Source organism: Amycolatopsis sp. GA6-003, from assembly GCF_046267895.1.
Classification (GTDB): domain Bacteria; phylum Actinomycetota; class Actinomycetes; order Mycobacteriales; family Pseudonocardiaceae; genus Amycolatopsis.
Genome location: NZ_CP176499.1, coordinates 388434 through 408424 on the forward strand (window position 1 = coordinate 388434; position 19991 = coordinate 408424).

General features: G+C 71.4%; 18 protein-coding genes. 6 read left to right on the forward strand and 12 right to left on the reverse strand.

Translation table 11 applies throughout. From position 1 onward, the window contains the following. Nucleotides 1-12 precede the first annotated feature (12 nt). A complete protein-coding gene (locus F9C12_RS01815) occupies nt 13-951 on the reverse strand; it encodes a beta-ketoacyl-ACP synthase III (RefSeq protein ID WP_409464486.1) in 939 nt (312 codons plus the stop codon). 65 nt (nt 952-1016) lie between these two features. Here F9C12_RS01815 and F9C12_RS01820 point away from each other — a divergent pair, with 65 nt between their 5' ends. Beyond that, nucleotides 1017-1610 carry a TetR/AcrR family transcriptional regulator gene (locus F9C12_RS01820; RefSeq protein ID WP_409464487.1) on the forward strand — a complete coding sequence of 198 codons (594 nt, stop codon included), beginning with the start codon at nt 1017-1019 and terminating at the stop codon, nt 1608-1610. 12 nt (nt 1611-1622) lie between these two features. Here the strand turns inward: F9C12_RS01820 and F9C12_RS01825 are convergent, their stop codons facing one another. Beyond that, nucleotides 1623-2534: a LysR substrate-binding domain-containing protein gene (locus F9C12_RS01825; RefSeq protein ID WP_409464488.1), complete on the reverse strand. Its 912-nt coding sequence runs from the start codon at nt 2532-2534 to the stop codon at nt 1623-1625. A gap of 381 nt (nt 2535-2915) precedes the next feature. After that, nucleotides 2916-3677 carry a 23S ribosomal RNA methyltransferase Erm gene (gene erm, locus F9C12_RS01830; protein WP_409464489.1) on the reverse strand — a complete coding sequence of 254 codons (762 nt, stop codon included), beginning with the start codon at nt 3675-3677 and terminating at the stop codon, nt 2916-2918. A 452-nt stretch (nt 3678-4129) separates the two neighbouring features. On the opposite strand from erm, the gene F9C12_RS01835 reads away from it, so the two are divergent. Then, nucleotides 4130-4975 carry a DUF2382 domain-containing protein gene (locus F9C12_RS01835; protein ID WP_409464490.1) on the forward strand — a complete coding sequence of 282 codons (846 nt, stop codon included), beginning with the start codon at nt 4130-4132 and terminating at the stop codon, nt 4973-4975. A gap of 62 nt (nt 4976-5037) precedes the next feature. On the opposite strand, the gene F9C12_RS01840 is transcribed toward F9C12_RS01835, so the two are convergent. From F9C12_RS01840 to F9C12_RS01850, 3 genes are read right to left on the reverse strand one after another with little or no spacing between them, the layout of a single operon-like run. Continuing rightward, on the reverse strand, nt 5038-5781 hold the full coding sequence (locus F9C12_RS01840; protein ID WP_409180232.1) for a succinate dehydrogenase/fumarate reductase iron-sulfur subunit: 744 nt from the start codon (nt 5779-5781) through the stop codon (nt 5038-5040). Continuing rightward, nucleotides 5778-7706 carry a fumarate reductase/succinate dehydrogenase flavoprotein subunit gene (locus F9C12_RS01845; RefSeq protein WP_409180233.1) on the reverse strand — a complete coding sequence of 643 codons (1929 nt, stop codon included), beginning with the start codon at nt 7704-7706 and terminating at the stop codon, nt 5778-5780. Before F9C12_RS01845 ends, F9C12_RS01840 begins: the two co-directional genes overlap by 4 nt. A gap of 1 nt (nt 7707) precedes the next feature. Further along, nucleotides 7708-8415 carry a succinate dehydrogenase cytochrome b subunit gene (locus F9C12_RS01850; RefSeq protein ID WP_409464491.1) on the reverse strand — a complete coding sequence of 236 codons (708 nt, stop codon included), beginning with the start codon at nt 8413-8415 and terminating at the stop codon, nt 7708-7710. An 83-nt stretch (nt 8416-8498) separates the two neighbouring features. Between F9C12_RS01850 and F9C12_RS01855 the strand changes: the two genes are divergently transcribed. Continuing rightward, nucleotides 8499-9419, forward strand: a complete 921-nt coding sequence (locus tag F9C12_RS01855; RefSeq protein WP_409180235.1) for a LysR family transcriptional regulator — start codon at nt 8499-8501, stop codon at nt 9417-9419. A 17-nt stretch (nt 9420-9436) separates the two neighbouring features. On the opposite strand, the gene F9C12_RS01860 is transcribed toward F9C12_RS01855, so the two are convergent. The 4 genes from F9C12_RS01860 to F9C12_RS01875 all read right to left on the reverse strand — a co-directional run bounded on the left by F9C12_RS01860 (nt 9437) and on the right by F9C12_RS01875 (nt 12701). After that, nucleotides 9437-9817: a PPOX class F420-dependent oxidoreductase gene (locus tag F9C12_RS01860; protein WP_409464492.1), complete on the reverse strand. Its 381-nt coding sequence runs from the start codon at nt 9815-9817 to the stop codon at nt 9437-9439. A gap of 11 nt (nt 9818-9828) precedes the next feature. Continuing rightward, nucleotides 9829-10431 carry a dihydrofolate reductase family protein gene (locus F9C12_RS01865; protein ID WP_409464493.1) on the reverse strand — a complete coding sequence of 201 codons (603 nt, stop codon included), beginning with the start codon at nt 10429-10431 and terminating at the stop codon, nt 9829-9831. A 19-nt stretch (nt 10432-10450) separates the two neighbouring features. Further along, on the reverse strand, nt 10451-11686 hold the full coding sequence (locus F9C12_RS01870) for an FAD-binding oxidoreductase (protein WP_409464494.1): 1236 nt from the start codon (nt 11684-11686) through the stop codon (nt 10451-10453). Between the two features lie 61 nt (nt 11687-11747). Next, nucleotides 11748-12701: a DUF6597 domain-containing transcriptional factor gene (locus tag F9C12_RS01875; RefSeq protein WP_409464495.1), complete on the reverse strand. Its 954-nt coding sequence runs from the start codon at nt 12699-12701 to the stop codon at nt 11748-11750. Nucleotides 12702-12795: 94 nt separating this feature from the next. Here F9C12_RS01875 and F9C12_RS01880 point away from each other — a divergent pair, with 94 nt between their 5' ends. After that, nucleotides 12796-13017 (forward strand): hypothetical protein, encoded by a 222-nt coding sequence (locus tag F9C12_RS01880; protein WP_409180240.1) that lies wholly within the window; start codon nt 12796-12798, stop codon nt 13015-13017. A 24-nt stretch (nt 13018-13041) separates the two neighbouring features. On the opposite strand, the gene gdhA is transcribed toward F9C12_RS01880, so the two are convergent. Then, nucleotides 13042-14385, reverse strand: coding sequence for an NADP-specific glutamate dehydrogenase (gene gdhA / locus F9C12_RS01885; RefSeq protein WP_409464496.1), 1344 nt, complete (start codon nt 14383-14385; stop codon nt 13042-13044). Nucleotides 14386-14457: 72 nt separating this feature from the next. Further along, complete coding sequence (locus F9C12_RS01890) at nt 14458-17793, reverse strand: molybdopterin-dependent oxidoreductase (protein WP_409464497.1); 3336 nt, start codon at nt 17791-17793, stop codon at nt 14458-14460. A gap of 83 nt (nt 17794-17876) precedes the next feature. Between F9C12_RS01890 and F9C12_RS01895 the strand changes: the two genes are divergently transcribed. Together F9C12_RS01895 and F9C12_RS01900 are read left to right on the forward strand one after the other, a co-directional pair. Beyond that, nucleotides 17877-18518, forward strand: coding sequence for a GntR family transcriptional regulator (locus F9C12_RS01895; RefSeq protein ID WP_409464498.1), 642 nt, complete (start codon nt 17877-17879; stop codon nt 18516-18518). Between the two features lie 266 nt (nt 18519-18784). Further along, on the forward strand, nt 18785-19972 hold the full coding sequence (locus F9C12_RS01900; RefSeq protein ID WP_409464499.1) for a cupin domain-containing protein: 1188 nt from the start codon (nt 18785-18787) through the stop codon (nt 19970-19972). Nucleotides 19973-19991 lie beyond the last annotated feature (19 nt).

The following is a 19991-nucleotide window of genomic DNA, read 5'->3' on the forward strand; positions in this document are numbered from 1 at the left end:
AGACGAGGTCTTTCACGGGCAGGTCACGACCTGTCCGGCCCAGGAGAGCCCGCCGCCGAAGGCGAACAGCAGCACCGGCTCGCCCGGCGGCAGTTCGCCGCGGGAGACCATTTTGGACAGTGCGAGCGGGACGGACGCCGCCGACGTGTTTCCCGATTCGACCACGTCGCGGCCGATCGCCGCGTCCTCGCGCAGCTCGAGGCGGTCGGTCAGGGCTTCGATGATCCGCAGGTTGGCCTGGTGGGTGACGACCCCGGCGAGGTCCGTGGTCGCGATGCCCGCGCGTCGGCAGGCTTCCGCAGCGACGGCGGGCAGTTCCCGGGTGGCCCAGCGGAACACCGACTGGCCGTCCTGGGCGAACGCGGGCTGCCATTCGCCCGCCAGCCGGACGAGGTCGCGGCGCGTCGGGTCGGAGCCCCAGACGACCGGGCCGACCGCCGCCGTATCGGCCGCGCTGAGGATCGCCGCGCCCGCGCCGTCGCCGAGCAGGACACACGTGCTGCGGTCGGTCCAGTCGGTGACGTCCGACATTTTCTCCGCGCCGACGACCAGCGCGTGCCGGGCAGCCCCGGCCTGGACGGCGTGGTCGGCGGTGGCGAGTGCGGTGCAGAAGCCGGCGCAGCCGTTGTTGAGGTCGAAACAGACCGGGGCCGGGATGCCGAGGCGGCCCGCGACCTGGGCGGCGATCGAGGGGCAGCGGTCGATCGCGCTGCAGGTGGCGACGACGACCAGGCCGATTTCGCCCGGTTCGAGCCCGGCCGCGGCCAGCGCCTTCGCCGCGGCTTCGACGGCCAGGTCGGCGACCGAGCCGTCCGCGACGTGCCGGGTGGCGATGCCGGTGCGGCGGCGGATCCATTCGTCGGTCGTGTCGACCATGCCTTCGAGGTCGGCGTTGGTCAGCACGCGGGCGGGCTGGTGGTGGCCGAGCGCGGTGATGCGGGAGCCGGGCATCTGTCTCTCCTCACGGGGTTTGGCCCAATATAGCGACCGATCGTTCGTAATCTATAGTGGGTTTCGTGAGTCCCCGGAAGTCCGCCGCCGACACGCGCCTCACCCGACGGCGCATCCTCGACCTCGGCCTGGTGCTCGCCTCCGCCGAGGGCCTGGAGGGGCTGACCATCGGGCGGCTCGCCGCCGAGCTGGGGATGAGCAAAGCGGGTGTGATCGGCCATTTCGGCACCAAGGAGAGCCTGCAGCTGGCCGTCGTCGACGCCGCCGCCGAGATGTTCGTCCGCGAGGTGCCCGAACGCGCCCGCGGCGTGCCGCGCGGCCTGCCCTACCTCCGGGCGGCCGGGGAGGCGTGGATCTCCTACCTGGAACGCGAACTGCTGCCCGGCGGCTGCTTCTTCACCGCTGCGGCAGCCGAGTTCGACGGCCGGGACGGCCCGGTGCGCGACGCCATCGTGCGGATGAGTTCGTTCTGGCAGCGGGAGCTGCGTGTGAATCTTTGGCGTGCGGTGAGCCTGGGGGAATTGCCCGCGGACACCGACATCGACCAACTGCTGTACGAGTTCGTCGGGATCATGCTCGCGCTCAACCATTTCCTGCAGCTGCACGGCGACCGGCAGGCTCCGGCCCGCGCGCGCCGGGCGCTGGAGCGGTTGTTCTGAAGTCGGGCTTTCTCACGGGGAGTACAGCGTGCGGCACAGTTCCCGGAACTCCTGTGCCCGCCGGGTGAGCCGGACCCCGCGCATGGTGGCGAGGACGATTTCCAGCGACGGGACTTCGTCGGTCAGCGTCAGCGGCACCACGCTCGCGCCCGCGTAAGTGGTGTCGTTCGGCGGGCGCTGGTTGAGCAACGCGAATCCGTGCCCGGACGCGACCAGCGCCCGCACCGTCTCGTATCCGCTCGTCCGGTGCCGGACCCGTGGCGAAACCCCGGCATCGCTCAGGATCGACTGCAGGTACTCCCGGCTGTGCGGCAGATCGAGCAGCACCATCGGCTCGTCGGCCAGCTCCCGCAGCGACACCTTGCGGCTCTTGCGCCGGGCGAGCCGGTGGTCCTCGGAGACGAGCGCGTACGGCGCGGCGGTGCCGACCACCTCGCGGTCGATGTCGTCGTCGAGGTCGTAGCCGTACAGCATCGCCAGCTCCGTCTCGCCGGCGCGCAAAGCAGCTTTGAGCGCCTTGTGCTCGCCCTCGCGCAGGGACACGTGGACGCGCGGATGCCGCTTCTCGAACTCGGCGAGCAGGCTCGGCAGGCGGAACGGCGCGAGCGTGGTGAAACAGCCGACGGTGAGCGTCCCGACCAGGTCGGTGCCGGACTGCCGCGCCGTTTCGACCAGCTCCGCGCCATGCGCCAGGAAGTCCAGCACCCGCTTGTAGAACTCCTCGCCCGCCGTGGTCAGGCTGAGCCCGCGAGCGTGGTGGCGCAGCAGGAACTGCACGCCCATTTCCTTCTCCAGCTGCGCGATCGCCGTCGAAACGGCCGACTGCGACACCATCAGCTCCTTCGACGCGGCAGTCATGCTCAGGTGCCGCGCGGCCGCCTCGAAATAGCGCAGCTGCACGAGGGTGAAGGAAGGCTCGCTCATGCGGACATCCTGCCTCAGCGGCGGCAACCGGGATGCTGCGGTTTCGGCGCGGGCGTGTCCAGCGCGGGGTTGGCGTCGGAGGACCCGCTGGGCTTGGGCGTGTCGCGGCGAAATTGCCCGGAGTGGTGGGCGCGCGAGCCGGGAGCAGCGGCCGTCCTCGAACGCTGGCCGCTACCGCGGCGTCGGACTCGTCCTGGCCGCCTTCGGCCACGTGCGCGACTGGGTGGCCGGTCGACGTCGGCGAAAGTTTTGCCGGACTTGGCTTCCCGCCGGTCACCGTCCACAAAGGCCGCGGTGCGCAGCCGCGCGCACCCAGTCGCCGTGGTTCATTCCCGGAACCGTCTTTCGTCGCGGCCGTGCACCGGGCGGAGCGATGCACGCTCACCGCACCACTTCCCACAGCGCGGCCCACTGCCCGGCGGTGAGGTCGCGGGGGAGTGCTTGCGGCGGCAGCCGTTGCCGGGCAAGCCAGGTCCGGGCCGCGCGGACGCTGAGGCGGCCGGTGCGGGGCAGGATCCCGGCCAGACCGCGGCCGCGGCCGGTGAAGACCTCGCGGACGAACTCCTGGTACTCCGCCTGCTCGGCGACGAGCGGCTTGGCCCGGCGGGCGATCACGAGGATCCCGCCGTCCACGGCCGGGCGCGGGCGGAACGCGTGCGCCGGGACCCGGGCGGGGACGGAGAATGCGAACCACGGCCACCAGGCGGCGGTCATCTGGGACGCGCCGCCGATCCCGGCCCGGCGGCGCGCGACCTCCCATTGCACCACCAGCACCGCGAGTTCCCAGTGCGGCTGCCGGAACAGCCGGCGCAGGGTCGCGGTGGTGAGGTGGAAGGGAAGGTTGCCGACGACGGTGTGCGGGACGGCGGGCAGCCGGTGCCGGAGCAGGTCGCCGTGGACGACCTCGACGTGGTCGCCGGTCCGCCGGGCGAGGCGGCGGGCGCGGCGGGGATCGAGTTCGACCGCGGTGAGCGGACGGCCGGTGCGGCTGAGCGGGAGGGTGAGCGCGCCGTCGCCCGCGGCGAATTCCACGAGGGGACCGGTCGTGCGGTCAGCGGCGGTGCAGACGGCGGCGATGACGGCGGGGTCGGCCAGGAAGTTCTGGCCGAGTTCGTGCCGTCCGCCGTAGGGCTGGGCAGACATGGGGTGCGTACTCCGCGCATGAGGAAGCGACCCGGGCGCCAGGACAGGCAGCCCGGACGGGCAACGGGGGAGAGCGCGGCGGAGCGGTGTGCGTCCGGCGCTCAGGCGTTGCGCAGGCGGATCAAGGCGTACGCGGCGAAAGTGGCACCCATGGGGCCGAGCCTAGCCGACCCGGCCGGACGGGAGCATCCGGTTTTCGGTCCGGGCTCGGCGCGGGGCCGTCCGGATAAGCGCGCGGCCTTTCCCGGCCCGGCGGAGGAACAATTTCCGGCCATTCCGCCGCGCGTCCGCGAACGGACCGCTTGCTGCCCAGGTACCCGCTGATTTCGGCCCGCAAACTGACACGAAACGGGGTCGCTCGCTTGAGGGGTGCGGCGCTTGCGCGGCCGTTTGACCAGCCGGACAGTGGGGACGGAAGCGCAAATTCCGATTCGGGGAAATGGAGTGGATCCATGGTACGCGCAATCCAGCCGCAGGATCTCGTCGACAGCACCGTGATGGACAATTCCGGCAGCAAGATCGGCAAGGTCGGCACGGTTTACCTCGCCGACGACACCAAGAGGCCGGAGTGGGTGACGGTGAAAACCGGCCTGTTCGGCCAGAAGGAGAGCTTCGTGCCGCTGTCGGGCGCGGGCCTGGAAAAGGACGGCCTGCACGTCCAGGTCGCGAAGGACCAGGTGTCCGACGCGCCGCGGATCGACGCCGAAGGCCACCTTTCCGAGAAGGAGAGCGTCGAGCTGTACAAGTACTACGGCCTGCCGACTCCGCGGTCCGGGGACAGCCCGACCACCCAGAACCGCGGGCGGGACGCGGCGGCAGGCGGCATGGCCGGCGGCACCACGGGCCGGGAGGCCGCGACGGGCGGCGCCGCGGGCCGGGGTCGTACGACCGGCCAGGAGACGGCCAAGGGCGGACGGCGCGACGCGTCCGGCGACGTGGTGCGTTCCGAGGAGCGCCTGCGGGTCGGCACCGAACAGGTCGAAACCGGCCACGTCCGGCTGCGCAAGTACGTGGTGACCGAGGACCAGCAGGTGACCGTGCCGGTCACGCACGAGGAAGTCCGCGTCGAACGGGAGCCGATCACCGACGCCAAGGCGGCCGGCCGGGCCGAGATCGGCGAGGCGGAGCAGGACGTCGTGCTGCATGCCGAGAAGCCGGTGGTGCAGAAGGAAACCGTGCCGGTCGAGCGGGTGCGCCTGGGCACCGAGCAGGTGACCGAGGAGCAGACCGTCCAGGGCAAGGTCCGCAAGGAGCAGATCGACATCGACGACGACACCAGGCGGGGCAAGAAGTCCTGACCCCGCCCGCGCTGCTGCTGTCTCCCGCCGGACCCGCTCCGGGCGGGAGACAGCGCGCGCGGCTACCCCCGCGAGCGGCTGGCCTTCAGGAACTCGCGGTTGAGGTTCGCGATGCTGGCCAGCGGAATCCCCTTCGGACACGACGCGACGCATTCGCCGGTGTTCGTGCAGCCGCCGAAGTCCGCGGCGTCCATGGTTTCCACCATGTCGAGCACCCGCTGGGCGCGTTCCGGCTGGCCCTGCGGAAGCGAGTTCAGATGCGCCACCTTCGCCGCGGCGAACAGCATCGCCGACCCGTTCGGGCAGGCGGCCACGCACGCGCCGCAGCCGATGCAGGTCGCGTTGTCGAAGGCGAGATCCGCGTCCGGCTTGGGCACCGGCGTCGCGTGCGCCTCGGGCGCGCTGCCGGTGGGGGCGGTGACGTAGCCGCCCGCCTCGATGATCCGGTCGAACGCCGAACGGTCGACCACCAGGTCCTTGATCACCGGGAAACCCTTGGCCCGCCACGGTTCCACGTCGAGGACGTCGCCGTCGCGGAACGAGCGCAGGTGCAGCTGGCAGGTCGTGGTGCGTTCCGGGCCGTGCGCCCGCCCGTTGATCACCACGCCGCACGAGCCGCAGATGCCCTCGCGGCAGTCGTGGTCGAACGCGATCGGCTCGGCGCCGTCCTCGATGAGGTGCTGGTTGAGGACGTCGAGCAGTTCCAGGAAGGACATGTCCGGGCTGGCGTCGTCGACCGGGTAGTCGACCAGCCTGCCGTCGTCGTCCGGGCCGGACTGGCGCCAGACCCGCAGGGTGAGTTTCACGTGTAGCTCCGCTGGGTGGGGTGGACGTGCTCGAAGTTCAGCGGTTCCCGGTGCAGCACCGGCTTCTCGGCGTATTCCCAGGCCGAGACATGCGAGAACCGCTCGTCGTCGCGCCGGGCTTCGCCGTCTTCGGTTTGGTGTTCCTCGCGGAAATGGCCGCCGCACGATTCCTCGCGCACCAGTGCGTCGAGGAGAAGCAGTTCGGCGAGTTCGAGGAAATCGGCGACGCGACCGGCTTTTTCCAGTTCCTGGTTCAGTTCCGCGCCGGCGCCGGGAACCCGGACGTCTCGCCAGAATTCCGCGCGCAGCTCCGGAATGCGGTCGAGTGCTTTTCGCAGGCCTTCGGCGGAGCGGGACATCCCGCAGTGGTCCCACATCAGGTGGCCCAGTTCGCGGTGGAACGAATCCACGCTGCGGGCGCCGCGCACGGACAGCAGCCGCTCCAGCCGGTCGCGGACGGCGGTTTCCGCTTCCTCGACCGCCGGATCGGCCGGGTCGAGCGAGGGAAAGCCGCCGCGGGCGATGTAGTCGTTGAGCGTGGCCGGGAGCACGAAGTAGCCGTCGGCGAGGCCCTGCATCAGCGCGGACGCGCCGAGCCGGTTCGCGCCGTGGTCGGAGAAGTTCGCCTCGCCGATCACGAACAGGCCGGGCACCGTGCTCTGCAGGTCGTAGTCGACCCACAGCCCGCCCATCGTGTAGTGGATCGCCGGGTAGATCCGCATCGGGACCTCGTACGGGTTCTCCGCGGTGATCCGCTCGTACATCTCGAACAGGTTGCCGTACTTGGCCTCCACCGCCGGACGGCCCATCCGCTCGATCGCGTCCGCGAAGTCGAGGTACACGCCGAGCCCGCCCGGGCCGACGCCGAACCCGGCGTCGCAGACGTTCTTCGCCGCTCGCGAGGCGATGTCGCGCGGAACCAGGTTGCCGAAGCTCGGGTACATCCGCTCCAGGTAGTAATCCCGTTCGGACTCCGGGATCTCCCGCGGCGGACGCGGGTCTCGCGGCTGCTTCGGGACCCAGATCCGGCCGTCGTTGCGCAGCGATTCGCTCATCAGCGTCAGCTTCGACTGGTGCTCGCCCGAGCGCGGGATGCAGGTCGGGTGGATCTGGGTGAAGCACGGGTTGGCGAAGTACGCGCCGCGTTTGTGCGCTCGCCAGATCGCGGTGGCGTTGGAGCCTTTCGCGTTGGTGGACAGGTAGAAGACGTTGCCGTAGCCGCCGGTCGCGAGCACGACGGCGTCCGCGAGATGCGTGGTCACCTCGCCGGTCACCAGGTCGCGGGCGACGATCCCGCGCGCCTTGCCGCCGGACACGATGAGATCGAGCATTTCCGTCCGCGGGTGCATTTCCACGCCGCCGGCGTCGATCTGCCGCGCCAGCGCCTGGTACGCGCCGAGCAGCAGCTGCTGTCCGGTCTGGCCGCGCGCGTAGAACGTGCGCTGCACCTGGACGCCGCCGAACGAGCGCGTGTCGAGCAGCCCCCCGTACTCCCGGGCGAACGGCACGCCCTGGGCCACCGCCTGGTCGATGATCTGCGCGGAGACCTGCGCCAGCCGGTACACATTGGACTCCCGGGACCGGAAGTCGCCGCCCTTCACCGTGTCGTAGAAGAGCCGGTAGACCGAATCGCCGTCGTTGCGGTAGTTCTTCGCGGCGTTGATCCCGCCCTGCGCGGCGACCGAATGCGCGCGCCGCGGCGAGTCCTGGAAGCAGAACTGGACCACGTGGTAGCCCTGTTCGGCGAGCGTCGCCCCGGCGGACGCCCCGGCGAGGCCGGTGCCCACGACGATGATCCGGTGCCGCCGCCGGTTGGCCGGGTTGACCAGCTTCGCGTCGAAGCGGCGGCGGTCCCAGCGGTCCTCGATCGGACCGCCCGGCGCTCGCGTGTCGGCGATCGGCTCGCCGAGCGTGTAGTCGCTCATGTCAGGCCACCCATCCCGCCATCACGGCGATCGGCACGATCAGGAAGCCGCCGGTGATCACGACGGCGAGCACGGAGCCCGCGGTTTTGAGCGCCCGGTCCCGCGCTTTGCTGGTGATGCCGAGGGTCTGCGCCGCGCTCCAGAAGCCGTGGTTGATGTGCAGGCCGAGCATCAGCAGGGCGACGATGTAGATCAGGTTGACCCACCAGACCTGGAAGTCGGCGACGATGTTGTGGTACGGCTGGCCGTCGCGGAAGTCCTGGTTGGCCACGCCGACGGTGAGATCCAGGATGTGCCACACGACGTAGAGCGCGAGCGTCGCGCCGCCCCAGCGCATGGTGTGGGTCGCGAAACTGGCCTTGCGCCGCTGGCCGTGCGCGTACTTCACCGGGCGGGCTCGCCGGTCCCGTTTGGACAGTTGCACCGCGGCGACCACGTGCAGCACCAACGCGATCAGCAGCGCCACGCGCTGGATCGAGAGATACCAGGCGTTCTGCAGCACGGGTTCGCCGATGGTGCGCAGCCAGGCCGCGTAGTCGTCGAAATGCCGCGGTCCCAGGAAAACCTTGAGGTTCCCGGCCATGTGCACGAACAGGAACGCGACGAACATCAGCCCGGTGACGGCCATGACGGCCTTCTTGCCGATGGTCGAACGCCAGAACCTCACGAGCGCCGGGCGAGGGCGGGGCGGAGCGGGTGCGAGTGCCACGCCACCGACGGTAAGTCGGCGGCCACGAGAGGGCAAACACATGATTTCTCTCAACTCGATAGCCAGAGCCTATGCTGAGGGTCATGCAGTTCCAGCAGCTGGCGTATTTCCTGGCAGTGGCCGAGACGCGGCATTTCACCCGGGCCGCGGAACGGATGAGAGTGGCGCAGCCCTCGCTGTCGCAGCAGATCCGCGCGCTGGAACGGGACGTCGGCGCGGCGCTGTTCCACCGGATCCGGGGGAACGTCACGCTCACCGAGGCGGGGGAGACGCTGCTGCCGATCGCGCGCCGGATCCTCGCCGAGACGGAGACCGCGTACCGGGCGATCCGGGAGCTGGACGAACTGGGCCGCGGCCGGGTGCGGCTCGGCGCGACCCCGAGCCTGTGCACCGGCCTGCTGCCCGCGATGCTCGCCGCGTTCCGCCGGGACTATCCGGGGATCGAACTGGTGCTGCACGAAAGCGGGTCGCGCGACCTGCAGACCGCGTTGTCCGAAGGCGGGCTGGACCTGGCGATGATCGTGGACAGCCGCGTCCACGACGATTCCCGGCTGTCCAGCCGTGCGCTGTTCGTCGAGGACCTGGTGGTGATCTCGCCGAAGAACGCTCCCGCGCCGGTGCGCGGGCGGATGCCGATCGCCGCGCTGCGCGACCGGCCGCTGGTGATGTTCCGGCAGGGCTACGACCTGCGCGAGGCGACCGTGGCCGCCTGCCGCGCCGAGGGGTTCGACCCGCTCTTCGCCATCGAAGGCGGCGAAATGGACGCGGTGCTGGAGCTGGTTCAGGCCGGGCTGGGCCTGGCGGTGGTGCCGAGCACCGTGGTCGGGGACCGCTTCCGCCGCACGCGGTTCACCGAGCCCGGCCTGAACCGCGTGGTGCGGCTGGCGTACCGGCGGGACGTCGAGCAGCCGCGCGCCGTGCGGGCGCTGCAGGACGCGGTCGTGCGGTACCTGGGCGGCGGGGTGGCTCAGCTGCCGCCCGGCACGCGCCCGCTCGTCGGCTGACGGCGGCGGACTGTCCGCTACATCCCCACCGACTGGGTCTCCGGCTCGATCAATCCCACGACGCGCTCCTGTTCGCGCGAGTACGGCTGCCCGAGGTACTTCTCGGCCACCTCGTCGACGATCTCCCACGCCGCGTCGCCCTCGATCCATTCGGCCACCCGGCCGCGGACGACGATCGGCTCGAACGGGTTGTCCGGCGGGGTCAGGGAAATCGCCACGCGGGGGTCGCGGCGGAGGTTGCGGGCCTTGCGGCTGTCCGGGCCGGTCAGGAAGACGATCCGGTCGCCGCGCGTGCCGATCCACACCGGGACGACGTGCGGCGACCCGTCCGGGAGGACGGTGGCGAGGTGGGCGATCGGGGCGCCGTCGAGGACGCGGCGGATTTCGGGGTTCAGCACGAGGGTTCCTTTCAGCGGAGGATTTCGTAGTGCAGGTGGGTGACGCCCGGCGCCGGGACGGCCTCGACCAGCCGCAGCCGGACGTGGTCCGGCAGCTCGCCGAAGAAGCTCCGCCCGCCGCCGAGCAGGATCGGGACCTGGTGCAGGACGAACTCGTCGACCAGCCCGGCCTTGATCGCCTCGGTGACCAGGACGCCGCCCATGAGCGCGACGTCCTTGCCGCCCGCGGCCTCCCGCGCGGCGGCGACGGCCTCCTCGATGCTCGTCGCGTGGGTCTGCGCCCCGCTCAGCTCCGGCACCGGGTTACGGCTGACCACGAACAGCGGTGCGGTCGGATGCGGGCCACCGCCGCCGAAGTGGCTTGAGTGGTCGTAGGTCGCGTGCCCGACCACGGTCGCTCCGACGCGGGCGGCGAGCGAGTCGAAAACCCGCGCGCTGGGCTCGGAAAGCTTGAACCCGTCGAAGACTTCGCTGGGTGTGTCTCCGGTGAAGTACCAGTCGAACAGCACCCCGGCGTCGCCGAGCCCGCTCCCGACTTCGTCGGCCCCCTCCGGGCGGCGGCCGCTGATGTACCCGTCGACCGAGACGGAGAGGGCACTGAACACTTTGGTCATGACGCTCCTTGGTAGTCGCTCACAGAGCCTGGGGGAAGTCGAAGACCCGATGCGGGTCGTAGCTTTTCTTGAGCGCGGCGAGCCTGGGGTGGTTGCCCGCGTGATAGGCGGCGGCCGGATCCTCGAGCGCGAGGTCCGGGAAGTTCGGGTAAACCCGGCCCGATCCCTCCGCGTGCGCCGTGCGCCAGGCCTCGTCCACCCACAGATCGTCCGGGTCGCCGGCCTCCTCCAGCAGAAACCGCTCGCCCCGGTGGGCGAACGCGGTGGCCTCCTCGGCGACCCGGCGGTACGCCCCGCCCATCGCGGTGAACGCCAGCCGCCGGTTGCCCTCCAGCCGTTCGAGGAGGTCGGCCGCGGTGCGTTCCGACAACGGGCGGGCGAAGAACTCCGACCGGGACCGGCGGTTCGCTCCGGGCGGGTCCAGCGCGGCGAAAGTCGGCTTCACGAAGCGGTAGGGAACGTCCGGCCGGAGGTCTGTCGCGTTCCGGACACCGGCCCGCGCGGTGAACTCCCGGAGCAGGTCGTGGGTTTCCGCCGACGGAAGAACGGAGGCGCCGAAGAGCGTCGCGTGTCCAGTTTGGACAGAGAGGTTCACGGTGATTCCGTCGGGCGCGTCGGGCGCCCAGTCCTGCCAGGCCCGGACGAGCGGTTCCGGCTCTGCCCAATGCCCTTCGATCCGGCAGGCCGACGGTTCCGGCACCGTCGCGAACCGCAGCTCCGTGACGATCCCGAACTGCCCGCCGCCCGCGCCGCGCAACGCCCAGAACAGGTCGGGTTCCGAGTCTTCGGAGCACTCCACGACGCTCCGGTCCGCGAGCACCGCCCGCGCGCCGACGAGACGATCGCAGGTCAGCCCGTACTGGCGGCCGAGCAGCCCGATCCCGCCGCCGAGCGTCAGCCCGGCGATGCCGACCGTGTCGCCGCAGCCAGCCGGAATCGTGCGGCCGTGCTCGTGCAACGCCGCGTAGACCGCCCCCAGCCGAGCGCCTGCTCCGATAGTCGCGACGCCGCTGTCGTCCACCGTGATGCGGTCCATTCCGGACAGGTCCACCACGATCCCGTCGGCCGGGCAGCGGTCCACAAAGCAATGTCCGCCCCCGCGCGGCACGAAGCGCGCGCCGGTCGCGTCCGCGTAGGCCAGGACCTGAACGACGTCCGAGACCGAATGGCACCGGACGACCAGCCTCGCTCGGGGGCTGGCCTCGTAGCCCGGCGAACCGGGGGAGAGGACGTCGAATGCAGTCAGGTCGAGCACGGAACAGACGCTACGGAGTCCCGGCGCGCCGTTCTTGAACAAAACGCGCACGGCAGGGCGCTCAGAGCCGGACCGGCGACCGTCTCCGGGTAGCGAGGAACGGCGTGTACGAAGCCGAATGGTCATGCCCGCATGCGCACCGGTCGAGGTCGCCGCCGAGCAACTGCCTCGGCGTAACCCCGGTCAGCCGAAGACATTCGCGGCTGAGATGAGCCTGGTCGGCGTAACCGGCGTCGACCGCCAGACTCGCCATCCCGTCCGCGCCCCGCCGTCCGGACGCGACAGCACCGGCCTGCGCCAGCGCGAGAAACCCCTGGAAGCGCAACGTCCGCTGAAGCACCTTCGGACTCATTCCGACCGCTTGCAGGCACCGCCGGCGCAACTGGCTGGCCGAGAGCGCGAGATGCGCGGCGACCGCGTCGACGCCGACCGGGTCCCACGGCATCAGCACCTGCACCGCTTCCCCGACCAGCGGGTCCAGGCCGCCGGCCCGGCGGAATTCCCGCACGAGATGCGCCTGCAGCGCGGCCAGTCCCAGTTCGGGCGTCGGGGCGAGGGCAACCGTCTCCACGAGCCGCTCGACAGTCCGCCCCCACAACTCGGCCAGCCCGACGTGCTGGTCGGCCAGTTCGTCGAGCCCGGCAGGCAGCGGAGGGGCGGCCCCGGGCCGGAACCGCACGCCCACGACCGTCGTGTGCGGCGGGAGGACCTCGATCCGCGGCCCGGTCAACGGCCCGAGCAGCCGCGGCCGCCCGCCGACTGGGAAGTGGATCTCGACGCCGCCGGTCGGCAGATGCCGCTGCGCGTACGGCGCGTCGCCGGTGCGCTGGATCCACACCGTCCGCACGGCTCCCGCCAGGCCCGGAATCGGCGGACGTTCCACATACGCGGTCATCTTCGTACCGAAGCGCTCCGCCGGGCGCGCGTCAAGCACGGCGTTGCGCGGCAGCACTTTTCCGGACGGGACCGCAGTACGGGGGAAAGCATCGCCGGGCCGGGTCACAAGTCCCCGCACCGGAAGACCTTCTCCCGTAGCCGCCCGCCGCCCGGCCCGGGGATTCTCGTTGTCTGAACGGGGAACAGCGTGCTGCTGAAGGAGGCGCCCGGTCATGCCGACGTTGCTCATCATTTTGCTTGTCCTGGGCGCGGGTCTGTTCGTGGGCGGGCTGCTGGACAGAGCCAGCCAGACCCACGCCCGCTTCACCGGCTACCGGCAGCGCACCGCCACCGGGCTGGTCACCTGGGTGCGCAGCGCGGTCGCCGCCGTGCTCGGCGTCGCCGGGCTGCTGATCCTGCTCTACCTCCTGGTCACGCTGTCTTCCGCGCGGTGAGGAACCGGCCGGCCCTCCTGCCGCTCAGATGTAGCCGCAGACGTCCATCGCTGCGACCACCTTGCGGAACCCGGCGATGTTAGCCCCGCTCACGTAGTCCCCGGGCACGCCGTGCTCGTCGGCGGTTTCGAGGCAGGTGCGGTGGATGTCGGTCATGATGTCGCGCAGGGTCCGGTCGGTGCGCTCGAACGTCCACCGCTCGCGCGCGGCGTTCTGCTGCATCTCCAGCGCGGACACCGCGACCCCGCCCGCGTTCGCCGCCTTGCCGGGTCCGACCGCGACTCCGGCCTCGCGGAAGACCTGCAGCGAACCGGGCGTGCACGGCATGTTCGCGCCTTCGGCGACGGCGAGCACGTTGTTCTTCACCAGCCGCAGCGCGGACTGCTCGTCCAGCTCGTTCTGCGTCGCGCACGGAAGCGCGAGGTCGCAGGGGACGTCCCAGGGCGTGCCGCCGGTGACGTACTTCGCCGACGGCACGTGGTCGACGTACTCGGAAAGCCGCCCGCGCCGCGCGACCTTCAGCTCGTGCAGCACTTCCAGGTCGATCCCGCGCGGATCGTGGACGTACCCGCCGGAATCCGAGCACACGACCGGCTTCGCGCCGAGTTCCTGGAGTTTCGCGATCGCGTGGCAGGCGACGTTGCCCGAACCGGACACGACCGCGGTGCGGCCGGAGAACGAGTCGTCGCGGGCGCCGAGCATCGCTTCGAGGAAGTACACCGTCCCGTATCCGGTGGCCTCCGGACGCGCCGGAATGCCGCCCAGCAAGGGGTTCTTGCCGGTGATCGTGCCCGCGTCGTACCGGTTGGTGAGCCGTTTGTACTGGCCGAACAGGTAGCCGATCTCGCGCCCGCCGACGCCGATGTCGCCGGCCGGGACGTCGGTGTCCGGGCCGATGTGCCGGACCAGCTCGGTCATGAACGCCTGGCAGAACCGCATGATCTCGCCGTCGCTGCGGCCGGCCGGGTCGAAGTCGGACCCGCCCTTGCCCGCGCCGATGCCGAGGCCGGTGAGCGCGTTCTTGAAGATCTGCTCGAAGGCGAGGAACTTGACCGTCCCGAGCGTGACGTCGCCGCGGAAGCGCAGCCCGCCCTTGTACGGCCCGAGCGCCGAGCTGAACCCGACCCGGAAGCCGCGGTTGACGTGCACCGCGCCCGCGTCGTCGGTCCAGACCACCCGGAACATCACCTGCCGCTCCGGCTCGCACAGCCGCTCCAGCATCGCCGCGTCGCGCAGGCCCGGGTCCCGCTGCAGCGCGGGCCGGATCGCTTCGAGCACCTCGAAGACAGCCTGGTGGAACTCCGGCTCGGCCGGGTTCTTCCGGACGATGTCCTCGTACACTGCGCGCGATGTCTGGTCGAGTGGCATTCGCCGATGATGCCGTCCCGATGCCGGATTTCGCACCCCTGACGGGGTTTGCGAGGTTAGGGGTGACCAGGCTCACGCATCGAGCACCACGTCCGCGGTGGGTACCGCTTGACAGGAAAGGCACTGGTCAGCGGGCAGATCGTCGGCGACCGCGACCAGGTGCGCGACGGTGCCGGCCAGCACCGGCACGGCGCAGCTTTCGCACTGCCCGAGCCGGCATCCGCTGGGCAGCGTGATCCCGGAAGCCTCGGCGAACCGCAGCAGGTCGCCGTCCCCGGCCCGCCAGGCGAGCTGGCGGCCGGAGCGCGCGAACCGCACGGTGGCCGCGGCGTCGTCCGCGATCTCGACCGGGGCGGGCGCGGCGTGGAATTTCTCGGTGAAGAGGTCGAAGCGCGGCACGCCCCGCTCGACCAGTCCGGCGGTCAGTTCGTCGAGCATGCTTTCCGGACCGCACAGGTAGAACCGGGCCCGCCGCCGGATCAGGTCGGCGTCTACCCGGTCGGCGCTGATCCGGCCGGTGAAGTCGCGGGGCTCCTCCGGGCCGGGGCGGCTGTAGTGGTTCACGATCCGGACGCTCGGCAGCCGGGCCGCCAACGCGGCGAGGCGCTCGCGGAAGGCGTGCCGGGAACGGTCGCGGCTGCCGTGGTGCAGCACGATCTCCGGCGCGGACGCGGGATCGAGCGATTCCAGATAGCTTAAGAACGGCGTGATCCCGATCCCGGCGGCGAGCAGCACGATCGGTCGCGGGTGGACGGTCGGGAGCGCGAACCCGCCCGAGGGAGCCGTGACCAGCAACCGGGTCCCCGGCCGGAGCCGGTCGTGCACAGCGGGCGAGAACCGCCCGCCCGGCACCCGCCGCACCGCGATCGCGTACCCGCCGTCCGGGGCGTTCGCGGGCCCGGTCAGCGAATAACTGCGGGCCAGTTCCGGGGCGTCCGGCCAGGCGACGGTGATGTGCTGCCCGGCGCGGAACTCCGGCACGGACCGCCCGTCCGCCGGTTCGAGGAGCACCGACCGGATGTCCTCGGTTTCGAACTCCGCCCGCTGGACCACGAACTCCCGCTGTCCGGTCCACGGCTCCGGTTCGTCCGGCCGGACGTCGCAGTACGTCGAGCGCAGCGGAACGGACCCGCTCACCGGGTCGTGGGCGGCGTCGCCGACGAGGAGGTTGTAGTTCGTCCCGCCGTCCTCGAGCGGGTCCGACCCGGGCAGTGCGAGGTCCGGGGCGGGTTGCCACCAGCCGTACTCCGCCACGACCACGTCGCGGTGCAGCGCGGGATCGATCCGCGCCCGCATCCGGACGTCCGCGGCGGCGGTCGTGATGCGGACCCGCTGCCCGTCCTCGATCCCGCGCTCCGCGGCGAGTTCCGCGCTCAGGTCGACGGCCGGTTCGGGCGACCGCTTGCGCAGCGACGAAATCCCGCGATGCTGGCTGTGGCAGAAGTAGCCGTTCTTCGCGCAGGTCAGCACCAGCGGGAGCCGGGCGTCCGGGGCCGGCGGCTCAGCGGCCGGGACGGCGGGCTGGCCATGCTCGGCGAGCCGTTCGGAATACAGCTCGACGCGCCGGGTGGGCGTCGAAAACCCTGCCACCGCACCGTTTTCGGCGAGCTTGGCGTATTTGCGGTACTCGGTGTGGAGCGGCAGATCGACTCCGCCCGGCCGCTCGCGCAGCTGCGCGGCAGTGAGCCCGAGCGGGGCCAGCTGATGATCCCAGCCGTCCTCGATGCGGCCGTCGAAGAACTCCGCGCCGAGCCCGAGCCGCTGGGCCAGCTCGAAGACCACCTCAGTGTCCGAACGCGACTCGCCGATCGGAGCGGTCAGCCGCGGCCGCAGCTGCACGCGCTCCTGCGCGGCCTGGCTGATCTCGAAACCGGCCTTGACCGCCTCGTGCTCCCACGGCGTCTGAACCGGAAGCAGAAGGTCGGCGAATCGCGAGGTCGGATTCTCGAACAGGTCGAGATGCACCGCGAATTCCAGCCGCCGCAACGCTTCCGCGGTTCGCCGCGGATCCGGTTGGGACAGCAGCAGATTCCCGCCGAACGACACCAATGCTCGTACCGGATAAGGCTTCTCGTCGAGAACGGCGCGGCAGAAATCGCGCGCGGTCACCCAGCCTTGCGCCGGCGGTCCGAGCGGAAACTCCGCCAGGCCAAGGGCTTTCGCGCGTTGCTCGGGCGTGAGCTGATCCGGCGACGTGACCGGGGCGATCGGCAGCTTCGGCAGTACGACGTTGCCACCGGGGGAGTCGTAGCTGCCGGTGAGTGCATAGAGCGTGGCGATCGCGCGCTCGGTCTGCGTGGCGTTCGCGTGCTGACCGACGCCCGACCACGCCGCGTACGTCACGGACTTAGCCTCGGCAAGGTCGGCCGCGAAAGCTTCGATCGCCGCGGCCTCGACGGTTGTCACCGCTTCGGTTCGATCGAGCGGCCATGCGGCACAGGCTTGCGCGTAGTGCTCGAACGCGGGAACGCAGTCGACCGAACCGGCCACCGTGCGCACGCGACGTTTTCCGTGCAGGGCAAACCTTTCCGGCCCGAGCGCGGGAAACTCCGGGTCGTACGGCTCGGCTCGGCCGGCGACTTCGTCCCACACCGCGAACCCGGTCGCCGCGGGATCGATTTCCGCCGCCCGAAGAAACCGGCCCGTGTCGGCCCGGACCAGCAGCGGAGCGTTCGTCCACGACCGCACGAACGCCTCGTCGTGCCCGCGGCGCTCGAGCAACGCCCGCGCGACACCGAGCGCGAGCGCGCCGTCCGTGCCCGGCCGGACCCGCAGCCAGTGCTCGGCCTGGACCGCGCTGGCCGTCCGCCGCGGATCGACGACGGCCAGCTTCGGCGGGCGAGCCCCGGCCAGCGCGGCGGACTGCGCGAGCCACGCCTTGGCCGGATTGTGCCCCCACAGCACCGCGAATTCGGTGCCCGCGTAATCCGGGGCGGGCAACGCCGAACCGAACGTGAACGCGTGCGCGAAGTCCTTGTGCCAGTTGCAGATTTCGGTCGAGTACAAGGTGTTGGGGCTGCCGAAGAGCCGGATGAACCGCTCGACCCAGTCGATCGAGTCGGACATCGGCGTGCCGCTGGGGGAGGTGACCGAGAACGCGACGGCTTCGGCCCCGCTCGCCGCGCGGATGCCGCCGAGCCGCTCGGCGATCTCGGCCAGCGCCTCGTCCCAGGTGATCTCGCGCCAGCGCGGATCCGGGTCGGACTTCGGCGTCGTGCGGCGCAACGGCGTGCGCAGCCGCTCGGGGGAGTGCACCAGCTCGGGCGCGGCCCGGCCCTTCGGGCACAGCGCGGCGCCGGTGGGATGCGCGGGATCCGGCCGGACGCCGCGCAGCGCGCCGTTCTCGACCGTGTAGACCGCGCCGCAGCGCGACCGGCACAACGTGCAGTAACCCCGGACCTCAGGCATAGTTACTCCTTAGTAACCGGCTACCGGTTACTCGGCTACGATGCGGGAGGGAAGCGGGCGGAGTCAAGCCGGAGGAGCGTCGCATGCCGCAGCTGCAGCGCACGAACCTGCGCGAGCAAGTGCTCGAAGTGGTGCGGCAGGCGATGGTGTCCGGCGAACTGCGGCCCGGCGACATCTATTCGGCCGCCGCGCTCGCGACGCGCCTGGGCGTGTCGAGCAGCCCGGTGCGCGAGGCGCTGCTCACGCTGGTCAACCAGGGCCTGCTCGAACCGGTCCGCAACCGCGGTTACCGGGTCGTCGCGATGACCGAACGCGACCTGGACGAGATCTACGAGATGCGGGTGCTGCTGGAGGTCCCGGCGACGCTGTCCGCCGCGGCCGCCGCCGCTCCCGGCGACCTCGCCCGGCTGGACGGGCTGGCTGCGGACATCGAGTCCGCGGCCGAGGCGGGCGACGTCGCGCGCTTCCTCGAGGCGGACCGCCGGTTCCATCTGGACTTGCTGGCACTGGCCGGGAACCGGCGGCTGACCGACGCGATCGCCGCCCTGCGCGACCAGACGCGGCTGTACGGCTTGGAAAAGCTCGCCGGGCACGGCCGGCTGGCCGGTTCGGCACGCGAACACCGGGACATGCTGGCGACGATCGTCGCCCGGGACTGGGTTCGGCTGGAGGCGCAGGTGCGGGCGCATCTGAAGCACATCCGGGCCGACTGGGCCTCCGGCTGAACGGCGCTGCCGAGGGTGATCATCGCCCCGCCGAAGAGCACTCAAATGACCGATGTCCGCCCCGGCGATCTCCCGTAGCGTGAGGCGCGCCCAGTCGTCGACGTTGCGAGGTCCGGATGGCTCAAGAACCCATGACAACCGACACCGACACGGCCGCCAGCGGTCTGCTGCTGAGCGTGGAGCCGCTGACCGCCGCGGTGGACCGCGGCAAGGCCAACGGCGCCGTGGCCGACAACGACGGCAACGACTAGCCGTTGCCGGGCTCCATGACGGAGATTCCCGGACTGGCCGGCCTCGTCGCACCGCTCGAGGCCGGCCAGTTCTTCGCGGACGTCCTCGGCAAGGCGCCGCGGCGGTTCCCGGGGGAGAAGGGCCGGTTCGCGTCCCTGCTCCCGTGGCCGGAATTGGACCGGGTGCTGCGCCAGCACCGGCTGGAATTCCCCCGGCTGCGGCTCGCGCGCGACGGCGACGTCGTCCCCGCGCACACCTACACGGAGATGGTGTCGACGCGGCGCAACGGAATGGTCCCGCGCGTGCTGCCGGCCCCGTTCGCCGAACACCTGCGCGCCGGCGCGACGCTGGTGCTCGACTCGGTCAACGAACTGGTCACCGAGGTGGGAGAACTGGCGACCAGGCTCGAACACGACCTGCGCGAGCGGATCCAGGTGAACCTGTACGCGGGCTGGGGCACCACGCACGGCTTCGACGTGCACTGGGACGACCACGACGCGTTCATCATCCAGCTTTCCGGGCGGAAGCGGTGGCGCCTGCACGGGGTCACCCGGCGTTCGCCGCTGCAGCGGGACGTCGAGCTTCCGCAGCGCCCCGAGGGCGAGCCGTACGACGACTTCCTGCTGGAGGACGGCGACGTTCTCTACCTGCCGCGCGGGCATTGGCACGACGTGTCCGCGGTCGGCGAGGAATCCCTGCACCTGACGATCGGGTTCAATGCCGCCACCGGCGTGGACCTCGTCGCGTGGCTGGCCGACCAGCTGCGGTCCGACGAGCTGTTCCGCGCCGACCTGCCCCGTTTCGCCGGCCCGGACGTCCGGGCCGAGCGAGCCGAGGCACTGCGCCGCCGGCTGGCCGAGCTGACCGCGGGCGACGTGGTCGACCGGTTCCTCGCCGACCGGGACGCCCAGGCCCCGGCCCAGACCCGCGTCGGCCTGCCGTGGGCGGCGACGGCCGAACTGCTTCCCCCGGACGACGATTTCGAAGTCCGGCTGCTGGTCCCGCGCGCCGCGCTGGTGACGGGCGAGGGCACGGTGGCCCTGGTCGGAGCGGGCAAGCGGCTGGTCTTCGCCGAGGCCGCGCGACCGGTGCTCGCCGCGCTGCTGGGGTGCGGGCCGCAGCCGTTCAAGGTGCTGGCCGACGCCGCGCCGGGACTGCCTCCGGCGACGGTGCGGGCGCTGCTGAAGGAGCTGGTGGTCCAGGGTCTCGTGGCTCGGGCTTGAGCCGGGGCGCCTTCGGCGG

Excerpts from the sequence above, each read along its gene's own strand:
- F9C12_RS01815 (WP_409464486.1), bottom strand. The coding sequence starts at position 951 with ATGCCCGGCTCCCGCATCACCGCGCTCGGCCACCACCAGCCCGCCCGC.
- F9C12_RS01865 (WP_409464493.1), bottom strand. The coding sequence starts at position 10,431 with ATGACCAAAGTGTTCAGTGCCCTCTCCGTCTCGGTCGACGGGTACATC.
- F9C12_RS01855 (WP_409180235.1), top strand. The coding sequence starts at position 8,499 with ATGCAGTTCCAGCAGCTGGCGTATTTCCTGGCAGTGGCCGAGACGCGG.
- gdhA (WP_409464496.1), bottom strand. The coding sequence starts at position 14,385 with ATGCCACTCGACCAGACATCGCGCGCAGTGTACGAGGACATCGTCCGG.
- F9C12_RS01900 (WP_409464499.1), top strand. The coding sequence starts at position 18,785 with ATGACGGAGATTCCCGGACTGGCCGGCCTCGTCGCACCGCTCGAGGCC.
- erm (WP_409464489.1), bottom strand. The coding sequence starts at position 3,677 with ATGTCTGCCCAGCCCTACGGCGGACGGCACGAACTCGGCCAGAACTTC.
- F9C12_RS01880 (WP_409180240.1), top strand. The coding sequence starts at position 12,796 with ATGCCGACGTTGCTCATCATTTTGCTTGTCCTGGGCGCGGGTCTGTTC.
- F9C12_RS01825 (WP_409464488.1), bottom strand. The coding sequence starts at position 2,534 with ATGAGCGAGCCTTCCTTCACCCTCGTGCAGCTGCGCTATTTCGAGGCG.
- F9C12_RS01845 (WP_409180233.1), bottom strand. The coding sequence starts at position 7,706 with ATGAGCGACTACACGCTCGGCGAGCCGATCGCCGACACGCGAGCGCCG.
- F9C12_RS01835 (WP_409464490.1), top strand. The coding sequence starts at position 4,130 with ATGGTACGCGCAATCCAGCCGCAGGATCTCGTCGACAGCACCGTGATG.
- F9C12_RS01890 (WP_409464497.1), bottom strand. The coding sequence starts at position 17,793 with ATGCCTGAGGTCCGGGGTTACTGCACGTTGTGCCGGTCGCGCTGCGGC.
- F9C12_RS01895 (WP_409464498.1), top strand. The coding sequence starts at position 17,877 with ATGCCGCAGCTGCAGCGCACGAACCTGCGCGAGCAAGTGCTCGAAGTG.